15 protein-coding genes and 1 pseudogene are annotated in these 25,042 nt (G+C 41.4%); all 16 read left to right on the plus strand.

What is annotated here, in order from left to right; all coding sequences use genetic code 11:
- The first annotated feature begins 3 nt into the window (after positions 1 to 3).
- Complete coding sequence (locus tag QUD05_RS32645) at positions 4 to 174, plus strand: hypothetical protein (RefSeq protein ID WP_289799668.1); 171 nt, start codon at positions 4 to 6, stop codon at positions 172 to 174.
- 119 nt (positions 175 to 293) lie between these two features.
- Positions 294 to 1,610 (plus strand): calcium-binding protein, encoded by a 1,317-nt coding sequence (locus tag QUD05_RS32650; protein ID WP_289799669.1) that lies wholly within the window; start codon positions 294 to 296, stop codon positions 1,608 to 1,610.
- A 384-nt stretch (positions 1,611 to 1,994) separates the two neighbouring features.
- Positions 1,995 to 4,007 carry a tetratricopeptide repeat protein gene (locus tag QUD05_RS32655; RefSeq protein WP_289799670.1) on the plus strand — a complete coding sequence of 671 codons (2,013 nt, stop codon included), beginning with the start codon at positions 1,995 to 1,997 and terminating at the stop codon, positions 4,005 to 4,007.
- A 130-nt stretch (positions 4,008 to 4,137) separates the two neighbouring features.
- The gene (locus QUD05_RS32660) at positions 4,138 to 6,693 is read left to right on the plus strand and encodes a tetratricopeptide repeat protein (protein ID WP_289799671.1); all 2,556 of its coding nucleotides are present in this window, start codon (positions 4,138 to 4,140) and stop codon (positions 6,691 to 6,693) included.
- Between the two features lie 3 nt (positions 6,694 to 6,696).
- Positions 6,697 to 7,725: an NAD-dependent epimerase/dehydratase family protein gene (locus QUD05_RS32665; protein ID WP_289799672.1), complete on the plus strand. Its 1,029-nt coding sequence runs from the start codon at positions 6,697 to 6,699 to the stop codon at positions 7,723 to 7,725.
- Between the two features lie 19 nt (positions 7,726 to 7,744).
- Positions 7,745 to 9,010, plus strand: a complete 1,266-nt coding sequence (locus QUD05_RS32670) for a class I SAM-dependent methyltransferase (protein WP_289799673.1) — start codon at positions 7,745 to 7,747, stop codon at positions 9,008 to 9,010.
- 50 nt (positions 9,011 to 9,060) lie between these two features.
- Entirely contained in the window at positions 9,061 to 9,858 is a 798-nt protein-coding gene (locus tag QUD05_RS32675) for a sugar phosphate nucleotidyltransferase (RefSeq protein WP_289799674.1), read from the plus strand.
- Positions 9,855 to 10,508: a PIG-L deacetylase family protein gene (locus tag QUD05_RS32680; RefSeq protein ID WP_289799675.1), complete on the plus strand. Its 654-nt coding sequence runs from the start codon at positions 9,855 to 9,857 to the stop codon at positions 10,506 to 10,508. Before QUD05_RS32675 ends, QUD05_RS32680 begins: the two co-directional genes overlap by 4 nt.
- Positions 10,509 to 10,547: 39 nt before the next feature.
- Positions 10,548 to 11,102: a dTDP-4-dehydrorhamnose 3,5-epimerase gene (rfbC, locus tag QUD05_RS32685; RefSeq protein ID WP_289799676.1), complete on the plus strand. Its 555-nt coding sequence runs from the start codon at positions 10,548 to 10,550 to the stop codon at positions 11,100 to 11,102.
- 21 nt (positions 11,103 to 11,123) lie between these two features.
- Positions 11,124 to 12,440 (plus strand): DUF4910 domain-containing protein, encoded by a 1,317-nt coding sequence (locus tag QUD05_RS32690; RefSeq protein WP_289799677.1) that lies wholly within the window; start codon positions 11,124 to 11,126, stop codon positions 12,438 to 12,440.
- Positions 12,441 to 13,375: 935 nt separating this feature from the next.
- Positions 13,376 to 13,543 (plus strand): CopG family transcriptional regulator, encoded by a 168-nt coding sequence (locus tag QUD05_RS32695; RefSeq protein WP_289799678.1) that lies wholly within the window; start codon positions 13,376 to 13,378, stop codon positions 13,541 to 13,543.
- A 539-nt stretch (positions 13,544 to 14,082) separates the two neighbouring features.
- On the plus strand, positions 14,083 to 15,864 hold the full coding sequence (locus QUD05_RS32700) for a ShlB/FhaC/HecB family hemolysin secretion/activation protein (RefSeq protein ID WP_289799679.1): 1,782 nt from the start codon (positions 14,083 to 14,085) through the stop codon (positions 15,862 to 15,864).
- Between the two features lie 119 nt (positions 15,865 to 15,983).
- Positions 15,984 to 18,467 (plus strand): two-partner secretion domain-containing protein, encoded by a 2,484-nt coding sequence (locus QUD05_RS32705; RefSeq protein ID WP_289799680.1) that lies wholly within the window; start codon positions 15,984 to 15,986, stop codon positions 18,465 to 18,467.
- Positions 18,468 to 18,712: 245 nt separating this feature from the next.
- Entirely contained in the window at positions 18,713 to 21,208 is a 2,496-nt protein-coding gene (locus tag QUD05_RS32710; RefSeq protein WP_289799681.1) for a two-partner secretion domain-containing protein, read from the plus strand.
- Between the two features lie 88 nt (positions 21,209 to 21,296).
- Positions 21,297 to 23,855: pseudogene (locus QUD05_RS32715) on the plus strand (CHAT domain-containing protein).
- Positions 23,856 to 24,049: 194 nt separating this feature from the next.
- On the plus strand, positions 24,050 to 25,036 hold the full coding sequence (locus QUD05_RS32720; protein ID WP_289799682.1) for a DUF928 domain-containing protein: 987 nt from the start codon (positions 24,050 to 24,052) through the stop codon (positions 25,034 to 25,036).
- The last annotated feature ends 6 nt before the right edge of the window (positions 25,037 to 25,042 follow it).

Raw genomic sequence — 25,042 nt, forward strand, 5'->3', positions numbered from 1 at the left:
ATCATGGCAGAAAATTCAGAAATTAACACAATTTCAGGGAAAAAAACTGACCTTAAGTCATTACCATCTCAAGATTTAGAGAAAATCCCATTACTTCCACGTTCAGCTTGGAATAGTCAATTGGGCTATTTAAAAGTGCTGTTAAAAGCAAAGCAAGTCCTGGATAAAAGCTGACAGGTTCATTAGGGATATCGAGAGATTTAGCTCGTAAATTAGGAGAGAATTACTCCCCGAACTTTTACGCGCAAATTACGCGCAAATTTGTTAACTAACAAAATCAATACAGGTTTTTTATGGCATCAAGAGTAAGTCTAACACTGACAGTTCCAAAGTTACTTTCTTTCAATGGTAGAACTAATCTCAATAATAGACCCGATCCCAAGCCCGATCCTAGACCTAATTTTGCTACCGCTGAAGGGGATGCAACTTTTTCTAACTATAGTGAAGGTGCTGCAAGCATTTTAACTTCTACCGAGGCCGATACATTAGTTAAAGGTGGTATAACTGCTGCAATTGCTGAGGCTAAAGCAAGTTTTGATCCAACTTTTTCATCACTTTTCACTCAATCTGCTGTTGTTGGATTAAGTGGTCAATTTGAAGGTACTTCCAACAGCGAAGCAAAGATACTTGCTAGTTTTGCGGTTGGTCGTAATGAAAGCTTCTCTTTTGATTTTTCAGCAGATTTAAAATTGGCAGCTAAAGAAATTGAAAATCCTGATGTAGAATATAACAAGGCTCAGTCTACAACCACTTTTTTGGTATTAGATACTACAAATCCTAACAGGGCCAGGGTTTTAGATTATTTTGGTATCCAGGGTAAATTAATCTCCTCCGATAAAATTGGGGATCTAACCTTTGGTCGTAGTAGCAATGTTAAAATTGACGATCGCGATAGAAGCTCCGATATTAATGGCAACAATGGTAGTGACTTTCTCAATGGTAGTGCTGTTGGGACTTATGAACGGAATTTTAAGCGCAATACCAACCTAACTATAGTCAAAATTAATACTACTTCTGTTGAATTGGCAGGAGATACTTTAATCGGCAACCTGGGTCGAGATGTTATCTATGGCACAATTCGGAAGGATAATCTGACGGGAACCAACGGTGCGGATAAACTTTATGCCAGCTTGGGAGATGATAAGCTATCTGGAAACAGAGGTGATGATGACCTCGACGCCGGCCAAGGTAATGATTCGCTAAATGGTGGCGATGGCAATGATACACTCTATGGCGGTAAAGGCAATGATACACTCTATGGTGGTAGTGGTAATGATGTCTTAGTTGGTGGCGAAGGTAATGACACATTTACTTTCAAACGTAGCGATACCTTCCTTAAAAAAGACTTTGATGTCATTCAAGATTTCCAGGTTGGTGTTGATAAGCTTGTATTAGATGGCTGGGGAAGTCAAGGGAAGGTAACAGATACCAACAATGGCGCTCTTCTCACCTTCAATTCTTTGTCTTTCGGTAATTCTTTGACTCTCGGTGATTCTTTTTCTCTCGGTAATTTTTTGTCTCTCGGTAATTCTTTGTCTCTCTTGAATAATTCTCCACAAAGCATATTATTTACAAACGTGAGTGCAAGTGATATCAGCTCGGTAATCTAATTTACTTAAGGCTAATTCCTCGTTTCATTCACTAACGGACTCTGATTTACAAGCATCTCAGTCAAAACAATCGGGTGAGTAAAAAATCTGATTGTACAAGAAAATGTCGATATCTTTTCTGGGAGAAGTTTTGCCAACAGCAACCCCTATGGTGTACGCACTGAAATTACTTGAGTTGGTAACGTTTGATCGCTAGCTTCAAGCTTATTTATCGCTCATACTGTTGACAAAATCTCTCCTTTATCTTAATCAATAGACTTGCTTTATTAACAAGTAAAAATAGGTAAAATATTTTATTGATAGTTATCACTTATGGTAAGGATTTATAGTAATCTATAACAATATAATATCAAATTCAAATATAGTTATAGATACTACATAGTTATGGATACTACGAATATTTCAGAATCTAAAGTTAAATCTCTTATTCAAATTGCGGTGCAAAAGCATCAGTCAGGTGACAAGGATGAAGCTGAATCGCTAGATAAAACAGAAATAGCTGAAATCCTCGAACTAGCAGTTCAACAGCAACGAGAGAATAGTTTATTGGAGGCGGAACAGCTATATAGTCAAGTTCTGGAAAAACAACCTGATAATCCTGAAGCTTTATATGGTTTGGGAATGTTAGCACAGCAGATGGGGCAACCTCAAATTGCTGAACAGTGGTTAAATGCGGCTTCACAAGTTCAACCAGATTCTGTGAAAACTTGGTTCAGTTTAGGTAATTTGCATTTAGTTCAGGAGCAGTTTGCCGAAGCAGAGAAAGCTTATCGGCAAGCTTTAGTTTTATTACCTAACTCACTACCGATTTACAACAACTTGGGCTATACTCTGCAACAACAAGGATTATTTGAAGAAGCAATTCACTATTATCAAAAAGCTCTAGAGTTAAAGCCAGACTTTATAGAAGCAGAGGCTAATTTGGGCAATACGTTACATGCTCAAGGTAAGCTCTCCGGCAATCAACAAATGTACTATGCACAATTAAATAATCAATTGGGTGTTGCCCGGAAAAAAGCAGGAGATTTTAAAAATGCTGTTACTTGTCACAAGCAAGCGATCGCACTACAACCAAATTTGTTAGAAGCCCATTATAACTTGGCTTTGGCGCTGCAAGAACAAGGAGAATTAGAAGAGGCGATCGCATCTTATGAAAAACTTTTGGAACTTAATCCCAACGATGGAGAAATATACCTCAACTTAGGTAAAATTTACCAGCAACTAAACCAATACCAGAAAGCAGTTTTTGCCTATCGACAAGGGTTAAAGCTAATTAATCCCCACTATGCCAAAGCATTAGCAGCTGGTGAGGATGCTGAAATTCCTCAACAAGTACCAGTCACGCCCTCAATTCCCCAAGGGGAGGTAATTGTAGGGGAATACAGCTTTCCGACTATTCCGACAGTAGCAAATACAGGTAAGCGTCCTTTCTGGAGTGTGGTGATAACTGTATATAACCGCATAGATTATCTACTCGAATGCCTTGTCAGTGTATTGTCCCAATGGCAAGGAGAAGAGCAGATGGAAATCATCGTCATGGACGATGCTAGTACAACGCCAGTATTTGAAGTGGTGAATAGTATTGGACAAGGAATAATCAACTACTATCGCAACCCGCAAAATCTCGGTCTGCCAGGAAATTGGAATGCCGGAGTTGCTCTCACTCGCGGTCATTGGATTCATTTACTGCACGACGATGATTATATTCTCCCAGGTTTTTATTCCCAGCTACAAGAAAGTCTAGAAGGGTGTTCAGATTCTATAGGAGCCGCTTTTACAGGTTATGAAAATATTAACGAGAAAGGGGAAGTAATTTTCAGCCAACAAGTCTATGGAGAGCAGCGAGGAATTGCCCAAAATTGGCTGCAAATTATTGGAGTTAGTAACTCATTGAATATGCCTGCGGTAGTGATTCGTCGAGAAGCGCACGAACGATTGGGCGTATATCATCCTGAACTGACCTATACAAGCGATTGGGAAGTTTATAAACGCATTGCCTCTGTTTACGATTGGTGGTATGAACCAGAAATTTTAGCTCGTTACCGCCAACACGCTAACAATGTCACCAGCGAACTATTACTCTCTGGGAAACAGATGATATCTATCCGCCGTGCAATTGAAATTTCCAAGAGTTATTTTCCTATTGAATACTCGGCACAAATTACTGCCCAATCCCGGAGTCATTATTTTCTTTATTGTCTAGAATCAGCCATAATTCCCCTACAGGCTGGTAATCTAGCTGGAGTTTGGCAAGGGTTAGAAGAGGCTTTAAAAATAGATCGTAGCCCTGAAGCAGTGGCAAAGTTATTCCGGTGGTTAACACAAGAAGAAGCAGCTCCTCTGCGTGATGAAATTGTCTCAAGATTTATCTCACTTCCTTTATATAGTGTTTCCTAAGCAACTGAGGTACACCCAAATCCTTGTGAGCAAAGTTAGTAACTTTGAAAACGTACCTCACCAGATTGGGAACCGCTATCAAGACTTATTTAGGGAAAAGCAAAATTTTTTAATTTTGGACTAACAAACTATGTCAATTGGTCAGATTGAGCATCCTACTATAAATACTTCATCTTTTGAGCCACAAAATCGGCAAGATGGTATTAGCGGTCTGATGCGAATTCGTAATGAAGAGGAATTTTTAGCACCAACGATCGAATCTTGGATTGATTATGTAGATGAATTAGTAATTGTGTTTCATCAGTGTACGGACAAAGCTCCCCAAATAATCAAGGCATTTGCACAAAAATATCCTCAAAAAATACGGGCTTTTCATTACTTACCCTACGTCGATTTATTTGGTACAAAAGAACAAGTTGAATTGGATGTAAATAACATTCATTCTTTCGTTTTTTATTCTAATTTTAGTCTCAGTCTGACGCGGTATAAAATTTGCGTTGATATTGACAGTGGTCACGTGGGTATTACTGAACATTTAAAAAATATTTATCATTATTTGAAGCAAAATCATCTGCAAAATACAGCCTTATTTTTTTCAGGAGTAAATTTATATCAACGTCCAGACGATCCAAACTACTACACGAATTTAAAATCTCCTGCTTCTGGCAATGGAGATTTAGCATATTGGACAGTTTCGCAGCAAAATATTTTCGATAAACATGCAAAAATTCCATTCTGTGAAGCAATTCAATTTGAAGGACTAACATCTTATTATTTAGGTTTTATTTTTTGGCATACACATTGGTTAAAAAAGAACGCACCTTCGAGGAATGACGGCAGAGAATTGGATGGTGAGCTTTTAGAAAAGCTGAACGATATTGAGATAATCAATAGAGATAAACAATTAGTTTTGTTATCTCAAAAATTTAAGCAAGAAAATAAAAACTTTCAAAATATTCCTTGCCAAAAGTTTTTATTGTATTTTGATTTCGCTTCTCTACCTGATGTTATAGCTCTAGAGTCCAAGCTAGTAGCAATACATAACAACTTGGGTTATACCTTAGAACAACAAGGTAAGTTTGATGAAGCAGTCACTTGTTATCAAAAAGCCTTAGAACTTCAGCCCAACTGCGCCGAAGCAGAAGTCAACTTAGGTAACGCCCTCAACGCGCAAGGTAAACTATCAAAAGATCAACAAGCGCACTACGCGGATTTAAATCACAAATTGGGAATTTCCTGCACAATCGCAGGGGATTTCAAGAGAGCAATTAATTACTATCGTCAAGCGATCGCTCTTGACCCAAACTTGCCAGAGACATATTATAGCTTAGGCAACACCCTGCAAGAAATAGGTCAATGGTCAGAAGCGATCGCCTCTTATAGCCAAGCCCTAAAACTCAATCCCTTAAACTGGGAAATCTACATCCGTTTGAGTCAGGTTTACCAAGCTCAAAACAAGAGAGCAGAGGCGATTTCTGTATATCGTCAGGCATTAACTTTATTCAATCCTCACTATGCCAAAGCGGTGTCTGCTTACTTTGATGTTGCCATCACTCCAGAAATGCTTGTTACTCCCCCCATTCCTCAAGGTGAGGTTACTGTTGGTGACTATCAGTTTCCAGCGATTCCACCTGTAACAGACCCAGAAAAACCTCGACCATTTTGGACTGTGGTGATTCCGGTATATAACCGCACCGATTATCTTCTTGAATGTCTGGCTAGCGTCTTGGTGCAATGGACTGGGGCAGAGCAGATGGAAATTCTGGTAATGGATAATGCCAGTACAACACCGTTATTCGATCTTGTAAACAGTATTGGGGGGGGGATAATCCGCTACTACCGCAATCAGGAAAATATCGGAGTATTGCCAAATCAAAATGCAGGCATTTCCCTCAGTCGCGGTCAGTGGATTCATATCCTACATGATGATGATAGTGTGGTTCCAGGTTTTTATGACCGACTCCAGCAAAGTCTCCAAGGGTGTCCAGATTCCGTAGGAGCCGCTTTCACAAATTTTGAATATTTCAATGAAAAAGGAACAGTACTTGAAAAATGGGAAGTGATTTCCTGCTTTGGAAATCAGAAAGGTATCTGTGGGAATTTTTGGCAGCAGATTGGTGTAACATGTCCATTACAGATGCCTGCGGTTGTTATTCGTCGCCTAACTCATGAAAAAATAGGAGGTTATTATCCGAAGTTAGTTTGCACTCCTGAATGGGAACTTTATAAACGCATTACTGCTTCTTCTGATTGGTGGTACGAACCGGAAAGTTTGGCTCGTTACCGTATACATTCCGACAGACAGACAGGTGATGACTTATCATCCGGTATTTTGGCGGCATCCATCCGCCAGTGTATAGAAATTTCAGAGAGTTATCTTCCTGCTGAATATTGCGCAGACATTACAACCCAAGCTCGTAGCTATAACTTCAATTATTGTTTGACAAGGGCAGCGATTCCTCTGAACAGTGGTAATGTTATGGGAGCTTTGCGTATGCTCCAAGAAATTCTCAAACTTGACAGATCCCCGCAAGCAGTAGCAAAGTTATTCGTTTGGTTGACTCAAGATGAAGCCGCTCCCCTAAGAGAAGAAATCATTGCTAAGTTCCTACCACTACCTGTAGATAATACCCAAGATAATATTCCTACTGAATTAAAATCCCCACTAATTGCGATCGCATCATAGGATATGAAAATACTTGTAACTGGAACTGAAGGTTATATCGGCTCGTTATTAGCTCCTCTGTTGATTCAAGAAGGTCACGAAGTTATTGGTTTAGATACTGGCTTTTATAAAGTCGGTTGGCTATATAACGGCACCAAGGTAACTGCCAAAACCCTCAACAAAGACATCCGCCACATTACAACAGAAGACCTGCAAGGTGTGGAAGCAGTAGTTCACATGGCAGAACTCTCTAACGACCCTTTAGGTCAGTTAGCCCCTGATATCACCTACGATATCAACCACAAAGGCTCAGTACATTTAGCGAAACTGGCGAAAGCAGCTGGAATCCAACGCTTTATCTACACTTCATCATGCAGTGTCTATGGTTTTGCCACTGAAGACTACGTTAGCGAAGAGTCTACCATCAATCCCCAAACAGCTTATGCCAAATGCAAAGCACTTGTCGAACAGGATGTGAAACTCCTTGCTGATGATGGCTTTTCTCCCACCTTTCTCCGAAATGCCACAGCCTATGGCGCCTCTCCAAGAATGCGCTTTGATATTGTCTTAAACAATCTAGCAGGTTGGGCATGGACAATTAAAGAAATCAAGATGAACAGCGACGGTACACCTTGGCGTCCCCTAGTACATTTATTGGATATCTGCAAAGCAATTGCCTGTACCTTAGAAGCTCCGCGTGATGTAATTCACAACCAAATTTTCAATGTCGGTGATACAAATAGCAACTATCAAGTCAAACAAATTGCTCAAATAGTTGCAGATGTCTTTACAGATTGTCAATTGAGCTTTGGTAAACACGATCCTGATAACCGCAGCTATCGGGTTTTATTTAATAAAATTAACCAAAATTTACCAGGATTCAAATGTGAATGGAATGCCCAACGAGGTGCCCAACAACTATATAATGTCTTTCAGCAAATTGATATGGATAGAGCAACATTTGAGTCTAGAGGCTTTACCCGCCTGAAACAATTGGAATACCTCATTCGCACTCAGCAAATCGATCGAGATTTCTTCTGGCAGACTGTTTAAAAATTTCATATAATAAGTTATGAATTTGCTAAAGTCAACAAATAATAAGCTAATAACTGGTAATTGTCTATTCTGTGGAACAGGCTTACACCATACCTTTGTAGATTTAGGTATGTCTCCTCCCTGCGAAAGTTATCGCAGTCTCAAACAGCTCAATGAAGTAGAGCCATTTTATCCTCTGCATGTCTATGTTTGTGAGGAGTGTTTTTTAGTTCAACTCCAAGAATACATTAGTCCAGAAAATATTTTTAGCGACTACGCTTACTTCTCTTCCTACTCTGATAGCTGGTTACAACACGCCAAAAAATATGTTGATTTGGTAGTAGAACGTTTCCAATTAAACCAGGAAAGTCAGGTCATAGAAATTGCTAGTAATGATGGCTACTTACTGCAATACTTTGTTGCCAAAAGCATCCCGGCGCTGGGAATAGAGCCAGCAGCAAATGTTGCTGAGGTAGCAATTCAAAAAGGTATTCCTACAGTTGTCAAATTTTTTGGACAGGAGACAGCACAAGAACAGGTTGCTAAGGGCAAACAGGCAGATTTATTACTCGGAAATAATGTCCTTGCTCACACACCATATCTCAATGATTTTGTCAAGGGGATGAAAATTATCCTCAAACCGCATGGTGTAATAACTATGGAATTTCCCCACTTGATGCGGTTAATCGAGGAAAATCAGTTTGATACTATTTACCATGAGCATTTCTCTTATTTTTCCTTTCTTACCGTAGACAAGATTTTTGCTGCTCACGGTTTGACAATTTTTGATGTAGAAGAATTAACTACTCATGGTGGTTCTTTGAGAATTTATGCCCGCCATAATGAAGACTCGTCTAAACCCGTTACTCAGCAAGTGTCAGAACTTAAAAATAGAGAAGAAGTGGCTGGTTTTACGCAATTAGAATACTATTTTTCCTTTAGAGAACAAGTTAAAGAAACTAAACGCAACTTATTAGATTTTTTGATCAAAGTTAAGCGAGAAGGAAAATCGATTGTTGGTTACGGTGCTCCAGGTAAGGGAAATACTCTCTTAAACTATTGCGGTATCCGCACAGATTTTCTTGACTATACAGTAGACCGTAACCCTTATAAACAGGGTCAATTTTTACCAGGAACTCATATTCCGATTTTTCATCCAGATAAAATTGCCGAAACAAAGCCTGACTATATACTAATATTACCCTGGAATCTGAAAAATGAAATTATGACCCAAATGGCTTACATTCGGGACTGGGGAGGACAATTTGTTGTACCAATTCCTGAAGTTAATGTCTACTCTTAAGTATTTAGTATTTTTGCTCGTCAAAAAATCGTTAAAAAGAGGTAAGTGACATGAAAGTAGTTTTATTTTGCGGTGGTTTAGGAGCCAGAATGAGAGAATACTCAGAAAGTATTCCTAAGCCAATGGTAAATATTGGTTATAGGCCAATATTATGGCATGTAATGAAATACTATGCTCACTATGGACACAAAGATTTTATCTTATGTCTTGGTTACAAGTCTGACCTCATTAAAAGCTATTTTTTGAATTACAATGAATGGCTTTCTAATAACTTTACTCTTTCTAACGGTAGCCAAATTCAGTTGTTTAATCGAGATATTCAAGATTGGAATATTACATTTGTAGATACAGGGTTAACTGCCAACATTGGTCAAAGATTCAAAGCAGTAGAAAAGTATCTAGAAGGAGAAGAAGTATTTTTAGCTAATTATAGTGATGGTTTGACAGATTTACATTTACCAACGTATATCAATAATTTTTATCAACGTGATAAAATCGGTAGTTTTTTATGTGTCAGACCAAGCCAAACTTTTCACTTAGTTGATATGAAAGAGGATGGTTTGGTAAAAAATATCCAAGATGTAAAACAATGTGATATTTGGATTAATGGAGGATATTTTATCTTTAAAAAAGAGATTTTCAACTATATAAATTATGGCGAAGAACTGGTCATGGAGCCTTTTCAAAGATTGATTGCCAAAGAAGAACTTTTTGCATATAAATACACTGGCTTTTTCGGAGTAATGGATACCTTTAAAGAGAAACAACAGTTGGATGATATGTATGCTCAAGGCAACAGACCTTGGGAAGTTTGGGGAGATGAACAAGTACAAATCGACCATTTATGATCCAACTTAGTTTGAATAAGATAGAAGAATCTGAGTACAAAATTCTTTGTCTAGGTTCTCATTGCGATGATATCGAGATTGGTTGTGGAGGTACAATCTTAAAGCTGATAGAGACTTACCAAGATGTTGTTATCTATTGGGTTGTCTTTAGTTCCAATGAGCAAAGAGCAGAGGAAGCAACCACTAGTGCTAATCTCTTCTTAGAAGAAATCCCAGTCAAGAAAATTATCATTAAAAATTTTCGAGATGGCTTTTTGCCTTTTCAAGGGATAGAGGTGAAGGAATGTTTTGAACAGTTGAAGCAAGAATTTTCACCCGATATAATCTTTACTCATCACCGAGACGATCGCCACCAAGATCACCGCTTAATTTCTGAGTTGACTTGGAATACCTTTAGAAATCATTTAATTTTAGAATATGAAATACCCAAATATGATGGTGATTTGGGTATTCCTAATTTCTTTGTCCATTTAAATGAAACACTCTGCCGCCGAAAAATTCAATATATTTTGGATGCGTTCCCTACCCAGAATAATAAGCAGTGGTTTACAGAAGAGACTTTTCGTTCCATGCTCAGAATTCGTGGGATTGAATCAAACTCGCCGGGTAAATATGCTGAGGCCTTTTACTGTCGAAAAATGTTTTTCTAAAAAATTAGAATTTTAATTTTCTCTCAAGTTTGTAAATTTATGATCTTCACTGAAACTAAAATAAAAGAAGCATTTATTGTTGATTTAGAGTTGCATCAAGATATTCGCGGCTTTTTTGCTCGGACTTTTTGTGTTCAGGAATTTCAAAATCGTGGTTTAAAGCCTACTATTGCCCAATGCAATTTATCTTTTAACTATAAAAAAGGAACGTTGCGGGGTATGCATTATCAAATGCCTCCTTCTCAGGAAACAAAATTGGTGCGTTGTATCAGGGGGGCTATTTATGATGTAATTATCGATTTGCGTCCAAATTCTCCTAGCTATTTATCTCATATTGGTATAGAATTGACGGCTGAAAATCGCCTTGCTCTCTATATCCCAGATAGGTGCGCTCATGGGTTCCAAACGCTCACTGACGAAACCGAAGTGGCTTATCAAATGGGTGACTTATATGCACCAGAATATGCTAATGGGTATCGCTACGACGATCCAGCCTTTGGTATTGAATGGCCTCTACCTGTGACTGAAATTTCAGAAAAAGATCGGGCTTGGAGTTTATTTGAATCGACAAAAATTGTAACGCCTATGACTTAGGCTTTTAAAAGGATTCTACTTATGGTTGCAGTTGATATCAAAAATTCTTTTAACCTCAAGGATATCAGTCTAGAACTTTACCAACTAATTTCTGATTTATATCCCATTTGCCGTAGTATTACAGGTGATGGTTTTAGAGAAACTTTAAAAATTCTTCAGCAGCATATTCCTTTGTCAGTTCATGAAGTACCGACAGGAACAGAGGTATTTGATTGGACAGTTCCTAATGAGTGGAATATTAAAGATGCCTATATTAAAAACTCTCAAGGTGAAAAGATTGTAGATTTTACTAATTCAAATTTGCACGTTGTTAACTATAGTATTCCCATACATCAAAAAATATCTCTTCAAGAACTTAAATCACATATATTTACACTTGCCGATTATCCTAATTGGATTCCTTACCGAACTTCATATTACAAGGAAAGTTGGGGCTTTTGCCTGACTCACAATCAGTATTTGCAACTAAATGATGAAGAATATGAAGTATGTATTGATTCTTCTCTGGAACCAGGTTATTTGACTTATGGCGAGTATTATATTCCCGGAGACAGTACTGATGAAGTCTTGATTTCTTGTCATGCTTGTCATCCTTCACTATGTAATGATAATCTTTCGGGAATTGCGATCGCTACTTTTATCGCTAAATATTTAAGTCAAACTACACCAAGATATTCCTATAGATTTCTCTGGATTCCCGGAACCATTGGCTCAATTACATGGTTGGCTCTCAATGAAGCTAAAGTCAACAACATTAAACATGGCTTGGTATTAACTTGTTTAGGAGATTCAGGCAACTTTACCTACAAAAAAAGCCGTAGAGGTGACACTGAAATCGATAAAGTTGCTGCTTATGTACTCAAAAACTCAAAACAAGATCACAAAATTATAGATTTTTTCCCCTATGGCTATGATGAGCGACAATATTGCTCACCTGGATTTAATTTAGCTGTAGGTTGCTTCATGCGATCGCCTCATGGTAGTTTTCCTGAATACCATACCTCAGCTGATGATTTAAATTTCGTTCAACCCCAATATCTAGCCGAGTCATTCTTTCAATGTCATTCGATGTTGTATATCCTCAACAATAACGAAATCTACTACAACAAAAATCCTAAATGTGAGCCACAGTTAGGTAAAAGAGGAATATATCGGGCAGTTGGTGGTAACAAAGATAGCGGACTAAATGAAATGGCAATCCTGTGGGTTTTAAATTTATCTGATGGTCAGCATACTCTATTAGATATTGCAGAAAAGTCGGGAATGTCATTTGATGTGATTAAATCTGCTGCCGATACATTATCAACACATGACTTACTAACAATTAAAACCAATTAAGTTTGAAAAAGATTGGGAAAATGAAATTCGCTACGACAAAAACCTATGTAAGTCTTTCCCACCGAGTAGTCTAAGAGAAAATCAAGGTTTTAAAACCCCTGGAGGTGCGTCAATACTTCTCAGTTAAGCATTTTTAATTCCGAATCGGGTTTTGGGAAAAGGTTATATCATGTCCGCTTGATTGCTTATTAAACCCGAAGAACCCCACCCCGCCAAAGTTGTGCTTTGTCTCCCCTCTCCGCAGGCGGGGAGGGGGTTGGGGGTGGGGTTATTTTATTATGGGTAATTTGGCGGACATTATATTATATCATGTCCGCATAATTTAGTTATGCTAACCACAGTCATTACACCCCACCCCCAACCCCTCCCTACAAGCGGGCTACGGTGTACACACAAGTCCTAAAAACCTTGTTTGATAGGACTTTCCTCGTTCCCAGTCGGAGACTGGGAATGCCGTCCTAGAGGCTCCGCCTCCCTTGCTGGCGGCAGAGCCGCTTTTGAGTTGCATTTCCAGCCCAGAGGCTGGAAACGAGATTTGACAAAGCTTTTAGCTTAAGTTGACACCTGTGCCCTTTACCCTTCCCCTTTTCCCCAAAACCCTAGAAGTATTGGAAGATGGATTTGATGTGTGTAACCGCGAATTCTATTTGCTAGGGCTGCCAAATTTTTCATTATTATCCTCAACAGTTCTGTGAGAATACTTATTTTGTATAGATATATTTAATTTTATTTTTACATTCTACTTATAATTACTGTCCGAAAAGTAGCTTAACTTTATAATTTAGAATATACTTCACCTCTTCACTATTACTTGGAAAAATATCCTATTTAACTTCATGATTACTTAAACTAAATGTCATTACTTATACCATTGTAAGAGCAGTTTAGATGATTGATATTAGAGAAGTAGTTTAAAAACATAGCTTGTCTAGTACATGAATAAAAAATGGGCTGTTAAACGACTTACAATCAATCTCACATCAGGCGAGGCACAGAAGCTTGAACAATACTGTTCAACAACAGGCAGACCAGCAACTGATGTAATTCGGGAGTTAATTCGCTCTCTTTATCCTAAAGATGAAAAACCCTCTGAAACCTCGTGAATCACACTGCAAAAAAACCAAATCAAAATAAGTACATCTTAATTGGTGAGTGAAATATGCTGCTTAACAGTTATCAGTTAACAGTGAATTCCTATAACTAAAGTTAGGGAATTTAAATAAGAATACTCTCTTACAAAGTTCAGAGCCGAGGAAATCTTCGCTCTGACTTTTGCTTTATATATGGTGCAATTATCTTGATACACTTGCATAATTAACAATATCAAATTAATTGAAGAAAAGGTAGAATTCAGAATCAAGATGGTCTTGCTAGCTTGCTTTCTCGTAGTGGTAGAGAGTCCGCAAGTGTTTTGTAAACTACCAAATTTCAAGTTTTGTAGGTGTCTTTAACCAGTAATTTATCCATTTGTTTGGGCAGGATACCTTCTTGTCTCTGACTTTGCGCCTGAAAATTTTTGACAAATAGTAATATTACTGATCTTTTCAAAATATTTTTAAGTTAGATATAGTACTTACCACTTATTGACTTATACTTCCCAAAGTATTAAGAATTTAATCTCTAATTTATTTAATTACAAATAATGGTTAAAAAAACCTTGGTTATAAATCAGCTAAAGGTAAGGAAGTCCGTGGGCGAACTAAGGATTTTTGCTGGATTTATAACACTCAGCTTTGCGATCGCAGCAATATTGTGCAACTATCAAGATGCAATCGCCCAAACACCCGATCCTCAAACATTACCCCCAGGTCGGTTAGAGGATATTCCTGACAGTCCGTTACCATCGAATGTGCTACCCAAGCCACCAGACGAGAATCAATTGCTTCCATCTCTAAAACTACCGAATCAGCCGATTCTGGAGCAAAATGACCCTAATACCAGATTTCAGGTTGATCGCATTGAAGTTTTGGGTAGTACAGTTTTCAAAGCAGAACAGTTTGCCGCTGTCACAAATCCCTTTGTGGGACGGGAACTGACATTTGCAGAGTTGTTGCAAGTTAAAGATGCCATCACCAAACTCTACACTGATAACGGCTATGTCACCACAGGCGCATTGATTACACCACAGACACTAGAAGCTGGGACAGTCAAGATTCAGGTGATTGAGGGTAGTTTGCAAGAAATTCAGATTGTCGGTAATAGGCGATTACACACTCAATACATTCGCGATCGCATTAAACTTGGCGCTGGCAAGCCTCTAAATGTACCCCGCTTACTAGAAAAACTTCAACTACTCCGCCTCGATCCACGCATCCAAAACCTGTCAGCCGAGTTGCAGAAAGGTGTGCGTCCAGGAACCAACATATTGCAAGTTGAGGTTGAAGAAGCAGACACTTTTCAACTGACAGCAAGCCTAGATAATGGGCGATCGCCTAGTGTGGGCAGTTTTCGCCGGGGAGTGGATCTGCAAGAAGCCAATTTATTGGGTTTGGGCGATACCCTGAGTATGGGATACACCAATACTGATGGTAGTAATACAATTAATCTCAATTACACCTTACCGATTAATGCCCATAATGGCACTGTATCCTTTGGCTTTAGCCAGGGATGGAACCACGTTATTGAAAAACCGTTCAGTGTCCTTGATATCCAGTCAGATTCCCAGTCTTACGAATTGGGCTATCGGCAACCACTGATCCAAAAACCAACCCAAGAGTTGGCAGTTGGGCTGTCATTCTCGCGCCAGTCCAGCCAAACTGAGTTAGGTATAGATAATATTGGGCCATTTAAACTATCCCCGGGTGCAGACGAGAAGGGAAAAACTAATATTTCGGCTCTGCGCTTTTTCCAAGAATATACTCAGCGAAGTAACCAGTATGTCTTTGCGGCGCGATCGCAATTGAGTTTTGGTGTAGATTGGTTCGATGCTAATGTCAGTGAGAATGAACCAGATAGCCGCTTTTTTGCGTGGCGGGGACAGGCGCAGTGGGTGCGACAATTAGCACCAGATACTCTATTTTTAGCTAGGGGCGATTTCCAATTGGCAGCAGATTCCTTAGTACCTTTAGAGCAATTTGGTCTTGGTGGACAGCTAAGTGTCCGGGGCTATCGCCAAGACGCATTACTCACAGATAATGGTCTGTTATTTTCGGCGGAATTTCGAGTCCCAATTGTCCGCGCTGCTAAAATTGGCGGAGTGTTGCAACTGACACCCTTCATTGATGTAGGTAAAGGCTGGAATACCAAAGGCGAAAATCCATCACCGAGTACGCTTGTTAGTACTGGGTTGGGGCTGTTATGGAAACAGGGTGATGACTTCTTGGCCCGCATAGATTGGGGCATTCCTTTGATTTCAGTGGATGGTGAAAAGCGATCGCTCCAAGAAAATGGGTTGTATTTCTCGATACGCTATTCACAGTTTTGAGGCGATCGCCAATTTCTCTGACTATGAGTAGAGATCGCTCAGAAAGTTTTTATGCAAAAAGCTCTCAGGGTATTGATAGTAATGAGTTTAGGCAATTAGAAATTTTAACAAGCTAAACAATGAAAATAACCTCTATTTGGCTGAGTTTTTTGGATAGCATATTTAGAAGTGGGATGCTTGTACCTTTGGGTACTGTACTTCTCTGGAGCAATTCGACTAACGCCCAAGTAACACCTGATAGCACCCTCAACACCACAGTCTCCCAAAGTGGTAATAATTTCACTATTATCAATGGCAATCAGATCGCGAAAAACTTGTTCCATAGCTTCAGCCAGTTCTCCTTGCCTACAGGTGGTTCTGCCTTCTTTGACAATGCCACCGATGTGCAAAACATCTTCGCCCGTGTCACAGGCGGTAGTGTGTCTAATATCGATGGGTTAATCCGCGCCAATGGTAGTGCCAATTTGTTCGTGGTCAATCCTGCGGGTATTTTATTTGGCCTCAATGCCCAACTGAATATTGGCGGATCGTTTGTTGGTACAACTGCAACCAGCATCAAGTTCTCTGACGGGGTGGAGTTTAGTGCTACCAATACCGCAGTAGCCCCTTTGTTGACGATGAATGTACCAATTGGCTTGCAATTTGGTAGCAATCCAGGAGCCATTACCGTCCAAGGGTCAGGACACAATGCCCAATTAGGCGACTCACTTCAGGTTTCTGGATTAAACCTCGGTACGAGAGGATTACAGTTGCAACCTGGAAGAACCCTAGCATTGGTGGGTGGGAATGTCGCCTTAGATGGAGGATTGCTCTCTACACCAGGAGGACAAATAGAATTGGGTAGTATTACTAGTGGAAGTGTCACACTCAATACTATCCCTGAAGGATTTGCACTAAGTTATCCTAATGCTTCGAGTTTTGGCAATATCCAGATAACCCAACTAGCTCTAGCATCTACACGCGACCTTAGTGGGCAAAGGGGAGGAGCCATTCAAATTCAGGGTAAACAGGTCAGCATCCGAGATGGTTCACTGGTATCGGTGCAAAATCGCAGCAATCAAACTGCTGGTGATATTGCCATCAATGCCACAGAGTCCCTCCAGATTATCGGCAAGTCTCCTGATTTTAAAAGTTCCAGCAGTTTAATTAATGAAACTATATCCCCAGGTGCAGCAGGGAATATTATCGTTACCACCCCACAGTTGAATATTGACGGGGGTGGGTATATCTTAAACCGTACCTTTAGCACAGCATCGGGTGGCAATATTGCAATAAATACTGATGAAATGCAGGTGAATGGTTTTGCATTTGGCGATCCTTCTCCTTTTCGAGCAGTCAGCCAGATATTAGCTGCTTCCTATGGGGCTGGAAAAGGTGGAAATGTTAACATCTCCACTCAAAACCTGTCTATTTTAGCTGGCGGCAATATCGCAGCAAGACCCTACGCTTCAGGCAATGGCGGCGATCTCATCGTCAAGGCGGATACGATTCAGGTGACAAATGAGGGAGCGCCAAAGGGTTTGTATTTTAGTCTGTTGTCTACTGCCACATTTGGGTTTGGTAATGCAGGGGATTTGAAAATCGATACCCGCAAGCTGTCGGTTCAAGCTGGCGGCAGAGTGTCAGCTTCTAGCATAGTTTTAGGAAATGCAGGTTCACTGACTATCAATGCGTCTGAATCGATTGATGTGAATGGTGTCAAAGATGCAGCAAATCCCAGCTATATTGGTACAGCTGTTCGTCCTGTTTTTAGATTTTCCAGCGCTACTTCAGGTAACACCACGATTAACACCCCACTTCTTAACATCAGTAATGGTGCAACAGTTTTTGTCCAAAACCTTGGCTCCGGTAAGGCTGGTACTTTAAACATTCAGGCGAACACCCTACGACTCGACAATGGGGCCAGCATTTCAGCATCCACAAAAGCAGGCGGAGGTGGTAACACTAATTTACAACTGCGGGATCTACTACTGATGCGTCATGGTAGCTTTATCAGTGCAGAAGCAGGGGGTAGTGGTGATGGTGGCAATATCACGCTTAATGCTCCGAACATCGTGGGTTTAGAAAACAGTGACATTATTGCCAATGCAGTCCAAGGAAAAGGTGGCAATATTCAAATCACAACTCAGGGAATTATTGGGCTGAAATATCGTCCTCAACTGACTCCAGAAAATGACATCACTGCTAGTTCACAGTTTGGGGTTAGCGGTACTGTTCAAGTTAATACAATCGGTGTCGATCCCAATTCTGGCTTAATTCAACTACCAGCGAATGTCAGCGATTCATCGCAGCAAATAGCCAGTGGTTGTTCTGCAAATCAAGGCAGTCGATTTGTGGTAACGGGACGGGGTGGTGTGCCGCAAAATCCCAATCAAGATGTGACGAGCAATGTCTACGACGGACTACGCCTAAGCACTTGGTCTGATGTCCGCGATATCTCTGAATACCGCAAAACTGGGGAAGTCACAGCACAAATGCCTGAATCTTCAGAAGTTCTTGTCCAAGCTACTTCCTGGCACCGGAACACCCAAGGCAAAATTGAGTTAATTGCGGCTCAACCAACCCATGTACAACCATATTTAATATCATGTCCGACTAATTAGTTATAATTCCCGCACCTGTGCAAAAACCGGGAAACCCTCTTTCCCCCTGCCGTCTTAATGATAAGTCTTTAACCGGACACGATATAACCTGTGGTGCGAACTGAAGTTCCAGTAATTGCAACGCCTACGGCAAGTTTCGTTTTCACAAAGCTACACCAAGATAACTACTAAAACTGTTGATGCTGTGCAAACACAATACCGTTTAGGGAACCCTATATATATTAAGTATTGATAGAAAGTGAGCGATGAAAGCACCCTCTGTTTGCTGGGGTTTGATCGATATAGTGCTGACAGGTGGGATGCTGCTTTGGTGTGCCTCTGTGAGTGCCCAGCTAACTCCCGATGGCACCCTCAATACTGCTGTCTCCCAAAGCGGTAATAACTTCACCATTACTAATGGTAGTGCCGCCAAGAGTAACTTATTTCACAGTTTCCAGCAGTTTTCGGTTCCCACTGGCGGTTCGGCTACTTTTGATTTAATAAACACGCCCAACATTTCTACCATCTTCAGCCGTGTTACTGGCGGTAATATTTCTAACATTGATGGTTTGATTCAGACAATTAACGGCAACAACCCCGTCAGTCTGTTCTTGATCAACCCTAGTGGGATCATCTTTGGAGCCAATGCCCAACTAAATATTGGGGGTTCGTTTATTGGTAGCACTGCCAGCAGTATTAAATTTGCCGATGGCGCTGAGTTTAGTGTAATTAATTCTGAATCTGCGCCCTTGTTGAGTATCAATGTTCCCATTGGGTTGCAACTGGGTAACAATCCCGCACCCATCAACATTCAAGGTACAGGACATACTTTGAGGAATGTCAGTGGACTGACTCTGCTTCCCCCGATTCAGATTCCCAGTTCTACAAAACTGCGGGTACAGCCGGGAAATACCCTAGCTTTTGTGGGTGGCGACATACATCTAAATGGGGCAAACCTGATCGCTGAAAGAGGGCGAGTTGAATTGGGTAGTGTAAGTGGAACAGCATTGGTAAACCTGATACCAACCGCACAGGGCTATACACTGGAATATGGTAATGTACAAAGCTTTGGCGATATTCAATTGGCACAGCGATCGCTATTAGATATTAGCGGGGTAAATGCGGGTTCTGTTCAAATTCAGGGTAGGCAAATTCAATTCACCGATGGCTCTCTGGTACTGGCGCAAAATTTTGGCAATCTCCCCGGTGGTGACATTCGCCTTCAGGCTACACAGTCCATTAATATGATTGCCAAAACAGCTGATGGCACAATTCAGAGCGGAGTGCGTAGTAATGCTTTTGGTATGGGAGCTAGTGGAAATATCAGCGTTATTACTCCTAACTTCACTATCAAGTCGGGAGCGGGGTTGAATAGCACAACTCTTGGAGCAGCTCCGAGTGGCAATATTTACATTGATGCAACCGCCATTGAACTGTCTGGCTTTTCAGGCATTAATCCTGCTGATGTCACCACACTCAACACTACTACACTAGGCACTGGGAATGCTGGTGATGTTTTCGTCAATAGTAATAGTCTACTAGTATCAAGCGGTGCCTCACTATCTTCGGCTACCTTTGGCAGTGGTTCTAGCGGTAAAGTGACGATTCGCAACACCAATACCACGGTGATGGGAGAAAGTCCCTCTGGACTTTACAGCAATATTAGCTCAACTACATTTGCAACCGGAAGTGCCAAAACCTTGACCCTGAATACTGCCAAATTGCAAATTCTGGATGGGGGAGCAGTTGCTACCACCTCATTTTTTGCAGGTAATGGGGGAGATTTGAGTATCAATGCTACGGAAGCGATCATCATCAGTGGTCAAGGTCGGGCAACTAATAGTAGCATTAACGCCTCCACCATCCGACCCGATACGTTAGTGCGGATACGATTCGGTTTGCCAGATATATTAACAGCGAATGCCGGTACTTTGAGCATTACCACACCGAACTTAACGCTGACCGATGGCGGGACAGTCAGTGTCACCAGTCAAGGCAGTGGAAATAGTGGCAATATTAACATCAGTGCAGCCAGCATCCAATTAAAGAATCAAGGGTTTATTCAAGCACAAACAGAATCCGGTAATGGTGGAAATATTAAATTGTCCACCACAAACCTATTGCTTCTGCAAGACAATAGCCAGATAACCTCAACAGCTGGCGGATCGGGGAATGGAGGTAATATAAACATCAATGCACCCATCATCGTCGGCTTAAAAAACAGCGACATTATTGCTAATGCAGTGCGAGGCAGAGGTGGTAATATCCAAATCACCACTCAAGGCATCTTTGGGCTGAAGTTCCGCAACCAACTCACCCCAGAAAGTGACATCACCGCCAGTTCCCAATTTGGGGTAAGTGGCACGGTTCAAGTTAATACTATCGGTATCGATCCAAATTCCGGTTTAGTCGAATTGCCTGTAAATGTCACCGATCCATCCCAGCAAATTGCTACAGGCTGCGCAGATAGTGAAGGCAGTCGCTTTGTGGCAACAGGACGAGGTGGTGTGCCGCAAAATCCTAATCAACTGACGAGTGATGTCTACGACGGGCTACGCCTACGCACCTGGGACGATGTGCGCGATTTGTCTGCTTATCGCAAAACGGGTGAGGTCACTACACAGATACCTGTATCCCCAAAAGTCCTCGTTGAAGCCACTTCTTGGCAGCGTAACGCTAACGGCAAAATTGAATTAATTGTCACCAAATCTACTACAAATAAACAGCCGCAGTTAACTTGTGCTGCGGTTCCCAAGAGTTAATTTGCCCAATAATTTTGTAACCAAGTTAATTAATTTTAAAGTAATTTAATATACAATTGATGAAATAATTTTATACGGATAATTACTGATGATTTTCCAAATTAAACAACTTCGTTGGCTATATATCAGTCTGAGTATCTTGAGCTTGTGTTTGGCAATAACCATTACACCTACTAGAGCATCTGTGCAAGTACCAACAACTTCTATCCTGAATGTGTCAGCATCCACTTCTCAACCGACCAATTGGCTAGAACAGGGACGAAACCTCTACCATTCAGGACGCTTTGCAGAAGCAGTGACGATTTGGCAAACGGCAGCACAACAGTATCATACCCAAGGCGATCGCCAGGGCGAAGCTTTAAGTTTAAGTTACCTATCACTGACACAACAGGAGCTTAATCAATGGCAAGCAGCCCAACAGTCTATTGAGCAAAGTCTGAAACTGTTGCAAACCTCTATTCCCTCTGCTGATGCAATTCTCTGGGCACAAGCACTCAATACCCAAGCAAATTTGCAATTGCACACTGGCAAAGCCGAAACCGCCCTCGAAAGTTGGCAAAAAGCTCAAAAATTTTATGAGCAAGCAGGCGACACAATGGGAAGCCTGGGTAGTCAAATCAACCAGGCACAAGCTTTACAAACTTTAGGATTTTATCGCCGTTCTAAACAACAGTTAGAAGCACTGACTCAAAAACTCCAAGGGATGCCGGATAATGAAATCAAAGTCAGTGGACTGCGATCGCTTGGTTTAGCCCTGCAAATGATTGGCGACTCTGGTAAGAGTCAACAGACTTTAGAGCAAAGTTTAGCGATCGCACAGAAAATTGCTGCGAAACCCCATTTGAGTTCTATCCTGATAAGCTTGGGTCAAACTGCCGTTGACTTGCAAGATCCAGAAGCAGCATTAAATTACTTTGAACAGGCTCAACTCTTAACAACTAACCCAAGCGATCAGTTACAAGCGCGTTTAGCTCAGTTCAAACTTTTCCTCAATTACGACAAACTGGAATTTGTTAACCCACTCGCACCTCAGCTACTCCAACAACTCCGGGAACTGCCCCCCAGTCACACCTCACTCTACGCAGCGATCAATTTTGTTGCCACCCTAGATCGTCAGTCAAATCCTGACCAAATCTTACCGCTGAAGGATTTGGCGCAACTGATGGCAGTCACAGTCAAATCTGCACAGCAAATTCAGGATACTCAAGCCGAAGCTCATGCACTAAATCAGTGGGGAAAACTCTATCAGCGTACACAGCAGTTATCTGAAGCACAGGCGTTAACTCAGAAATCCCTCAACATTGCCCGCCAACTCCAAGCTAACGATATCATTGCTCAATCTGCTTGGCAGGTGGGACAGTTGTATAAACAACAAGGCGATCGCTCAAAAGCGATTACCGCCTATACAGAAGCAGTCAACGCTTTAAAGGCACTGCGGGGAGATTTGGTAGCTATCAACCCGGATGTCCAGTTCTCTTTTCGCACCAGTGTGGAGCCGGTCTACCGAGAACTGGTTGATTTACTTCTAGAGAATCAACCTAGTCAAGCAGAACTAATCCAAGCTCGTGAATTGATTGAGTCCCTCCAAATTGCGGAACTCGATAACTTTTTTCGGGAAGCCTGTTTAGATAAAACTCAACAAATTGATCGGGTTGATCCTACTGCAACCGTCATTTATCCGATTATCCTGCCAGATCGCTTAACAGTAATTCTCTCCAAAGCAGGGCAACCACTCCGTTCCTATGTCACTCACAAATCGCAAGCTGAAATTGAGCAGACTCTAGACAATTTTTTGGTTGCTCTTAACCCTGTCTCAGATTCTAAAAACCGAGATCGATTATCTCAACAAATTTATAGTTGGTTGATTCGTCCAGAGGAAGCAGAGCAAGCATTTATTGATACCAAGACATTGGTGTTTGTTTTGGATGGTCGATTGCGGAATATTCCCATAGCAGCCCTTTTTGACGGTAAGCAATATCTGATCGAGAAGTATGCTGTAGCGCTCTCACCAGGATTGCAACTGATGGCGACGCGATCGTAAAACCACATCAGTGCGATCGTCGGTGGCATTAGCCAATCTCGTGCTGGCTTTAGTGCTTTGCCCGCCGTCGAATCAGAAGTGAAACAAATCTCCAAGGCGGTATCTTCTAAGATGTTACTGAATCAGGAATTTACCAGTCAAGCCCTTGCTGAACGTGTGAAATCTAGTAGTGCAGGTATTGTCCACCTAGCAACCCACGGACAGTTTAGTTCCCGCCTTGAAGACACCTTCTTGCTCACTTGGGATGGACAAGTCAATGTTAAAGAATTATCTGAACTCCTGAAAAATCGGGGTAGCGATCCATCAAAAGCTATCGAGTTGCTGGTACTAAGTGCCTGCGATACTGCCGCAGGAGACGATCGCGCCGTCCTGGGACTAGCAGGCTTGGCTGTCAAATCCGGCGCTCGCTCAACTATCGCTACCCTATGGCCCGTCAAAGATCGGGCAGCCGCGATGCTAATGACTCGCTTCTATGAGCAACTGCGACAACCCAAAATCACTAAAGCCGAAGCACTAAGACAAGCACAAATTAGCCTAATTCGCCAAACTGATTTCCACGAACCGTTCTTTTGGTCTGGCTTTGTTTTGATCGGCAACTGGATTTAGCTAAGTAATACAACGGACTTCATTGCAAATAATTTAGGCTATTTTTTACAGCGTTTGATATCAAGTTCGCCTATACTGCTAGTAGAACTTCCCTGACTTTACTGTTACTTAGACTTATTCTCTGAGCTTCTGAACATAGTCAAAAGAAACGCATTTTGTTTGTATCACATTTCAAAGACATAAGGAAAAACATCATGAAACGTCGATATTTAGCCAGTACATTAAGCGTCATCGCACTGATCGCTAGCAGTACATGGACTACTGCCTATGCTGTTACATTTACCCCACCCCCCAACAGTAGCTCTCCTAGACAAGCAACTGGAGGAGCTTCTCGCGGTAGTATTTTTACCCCTGCTGTCGGCAAAGGTGCGCCCAGACAAGCAACTGGAGGAGCTTCTCGCGGTAGTATGTTTGCCCCTGCTGTCGGCAAAGGTGCGCCCAGACAAGCAACTGGAGGAGCATCTCGTGGCAACCTCTTTACACCTGCCCCTGGCAAAGGTACGCCCAGACAGGCAACTGGAGGAGCTTCTCGCGGCAAGCTGTTTACACCTGCCCCTGGCAAAGGCGCTCCCCAACAAGCAAGTGCGGGTGCTTCTCGCGTTGGTACTTACTACTTGAATCCATCGACTACAAGTACAACGCAGCCAGCAGCGCTAATCGCCCTGTTGCCCCAAAATTTCTATGGCACAACAATATCTGAACGTCCCACAATCTTGGTGTATCTCCCAGCTTCCAATGCCGAAGAAGCAGTGTTCAGCCTCAAAGATGAAGCTGGCAATATGCAACATCAGATGAACATTTCAGTTGCAGGGAAAACTGGGGTAATCGCGATCGAATTACCAGCTAATGCACCCGCTTTAGCCGTTGGTAAAAACTATCAATGGTTCCTAGCACTAAAAGTAGATGGGCAACTCAGTCCGAGTACGCCTTACGTCGATGGTTGGATTCAGCGTATCCAGCCCAGTGCGGAGTTGGCAACAGCAATCCAAGAGCAAGATGCTTTGAAGCAGGCTACTATTTTGGGTAAAAATGGTGTTTGGTATGACTGTGTGGCAACACTTGCATCGGTATATACCGCTCAACCTAACAATGCAACTCTCCGCAAACAATGGGAAGAACTTCTATCCTCAGTGAGTTTAAAGGAGATTGTAACAGCCAACTTATTAGCATCTACTAACTAATACCAG

The organism is Nostoc sp. GT001 (assembly GCF_030382115.1).
Lineage (GTDB): Bacteria > Cyanobacteriota > Cyanobacteriia > Cyanobacteriales > Nostocaceae > Nostoc.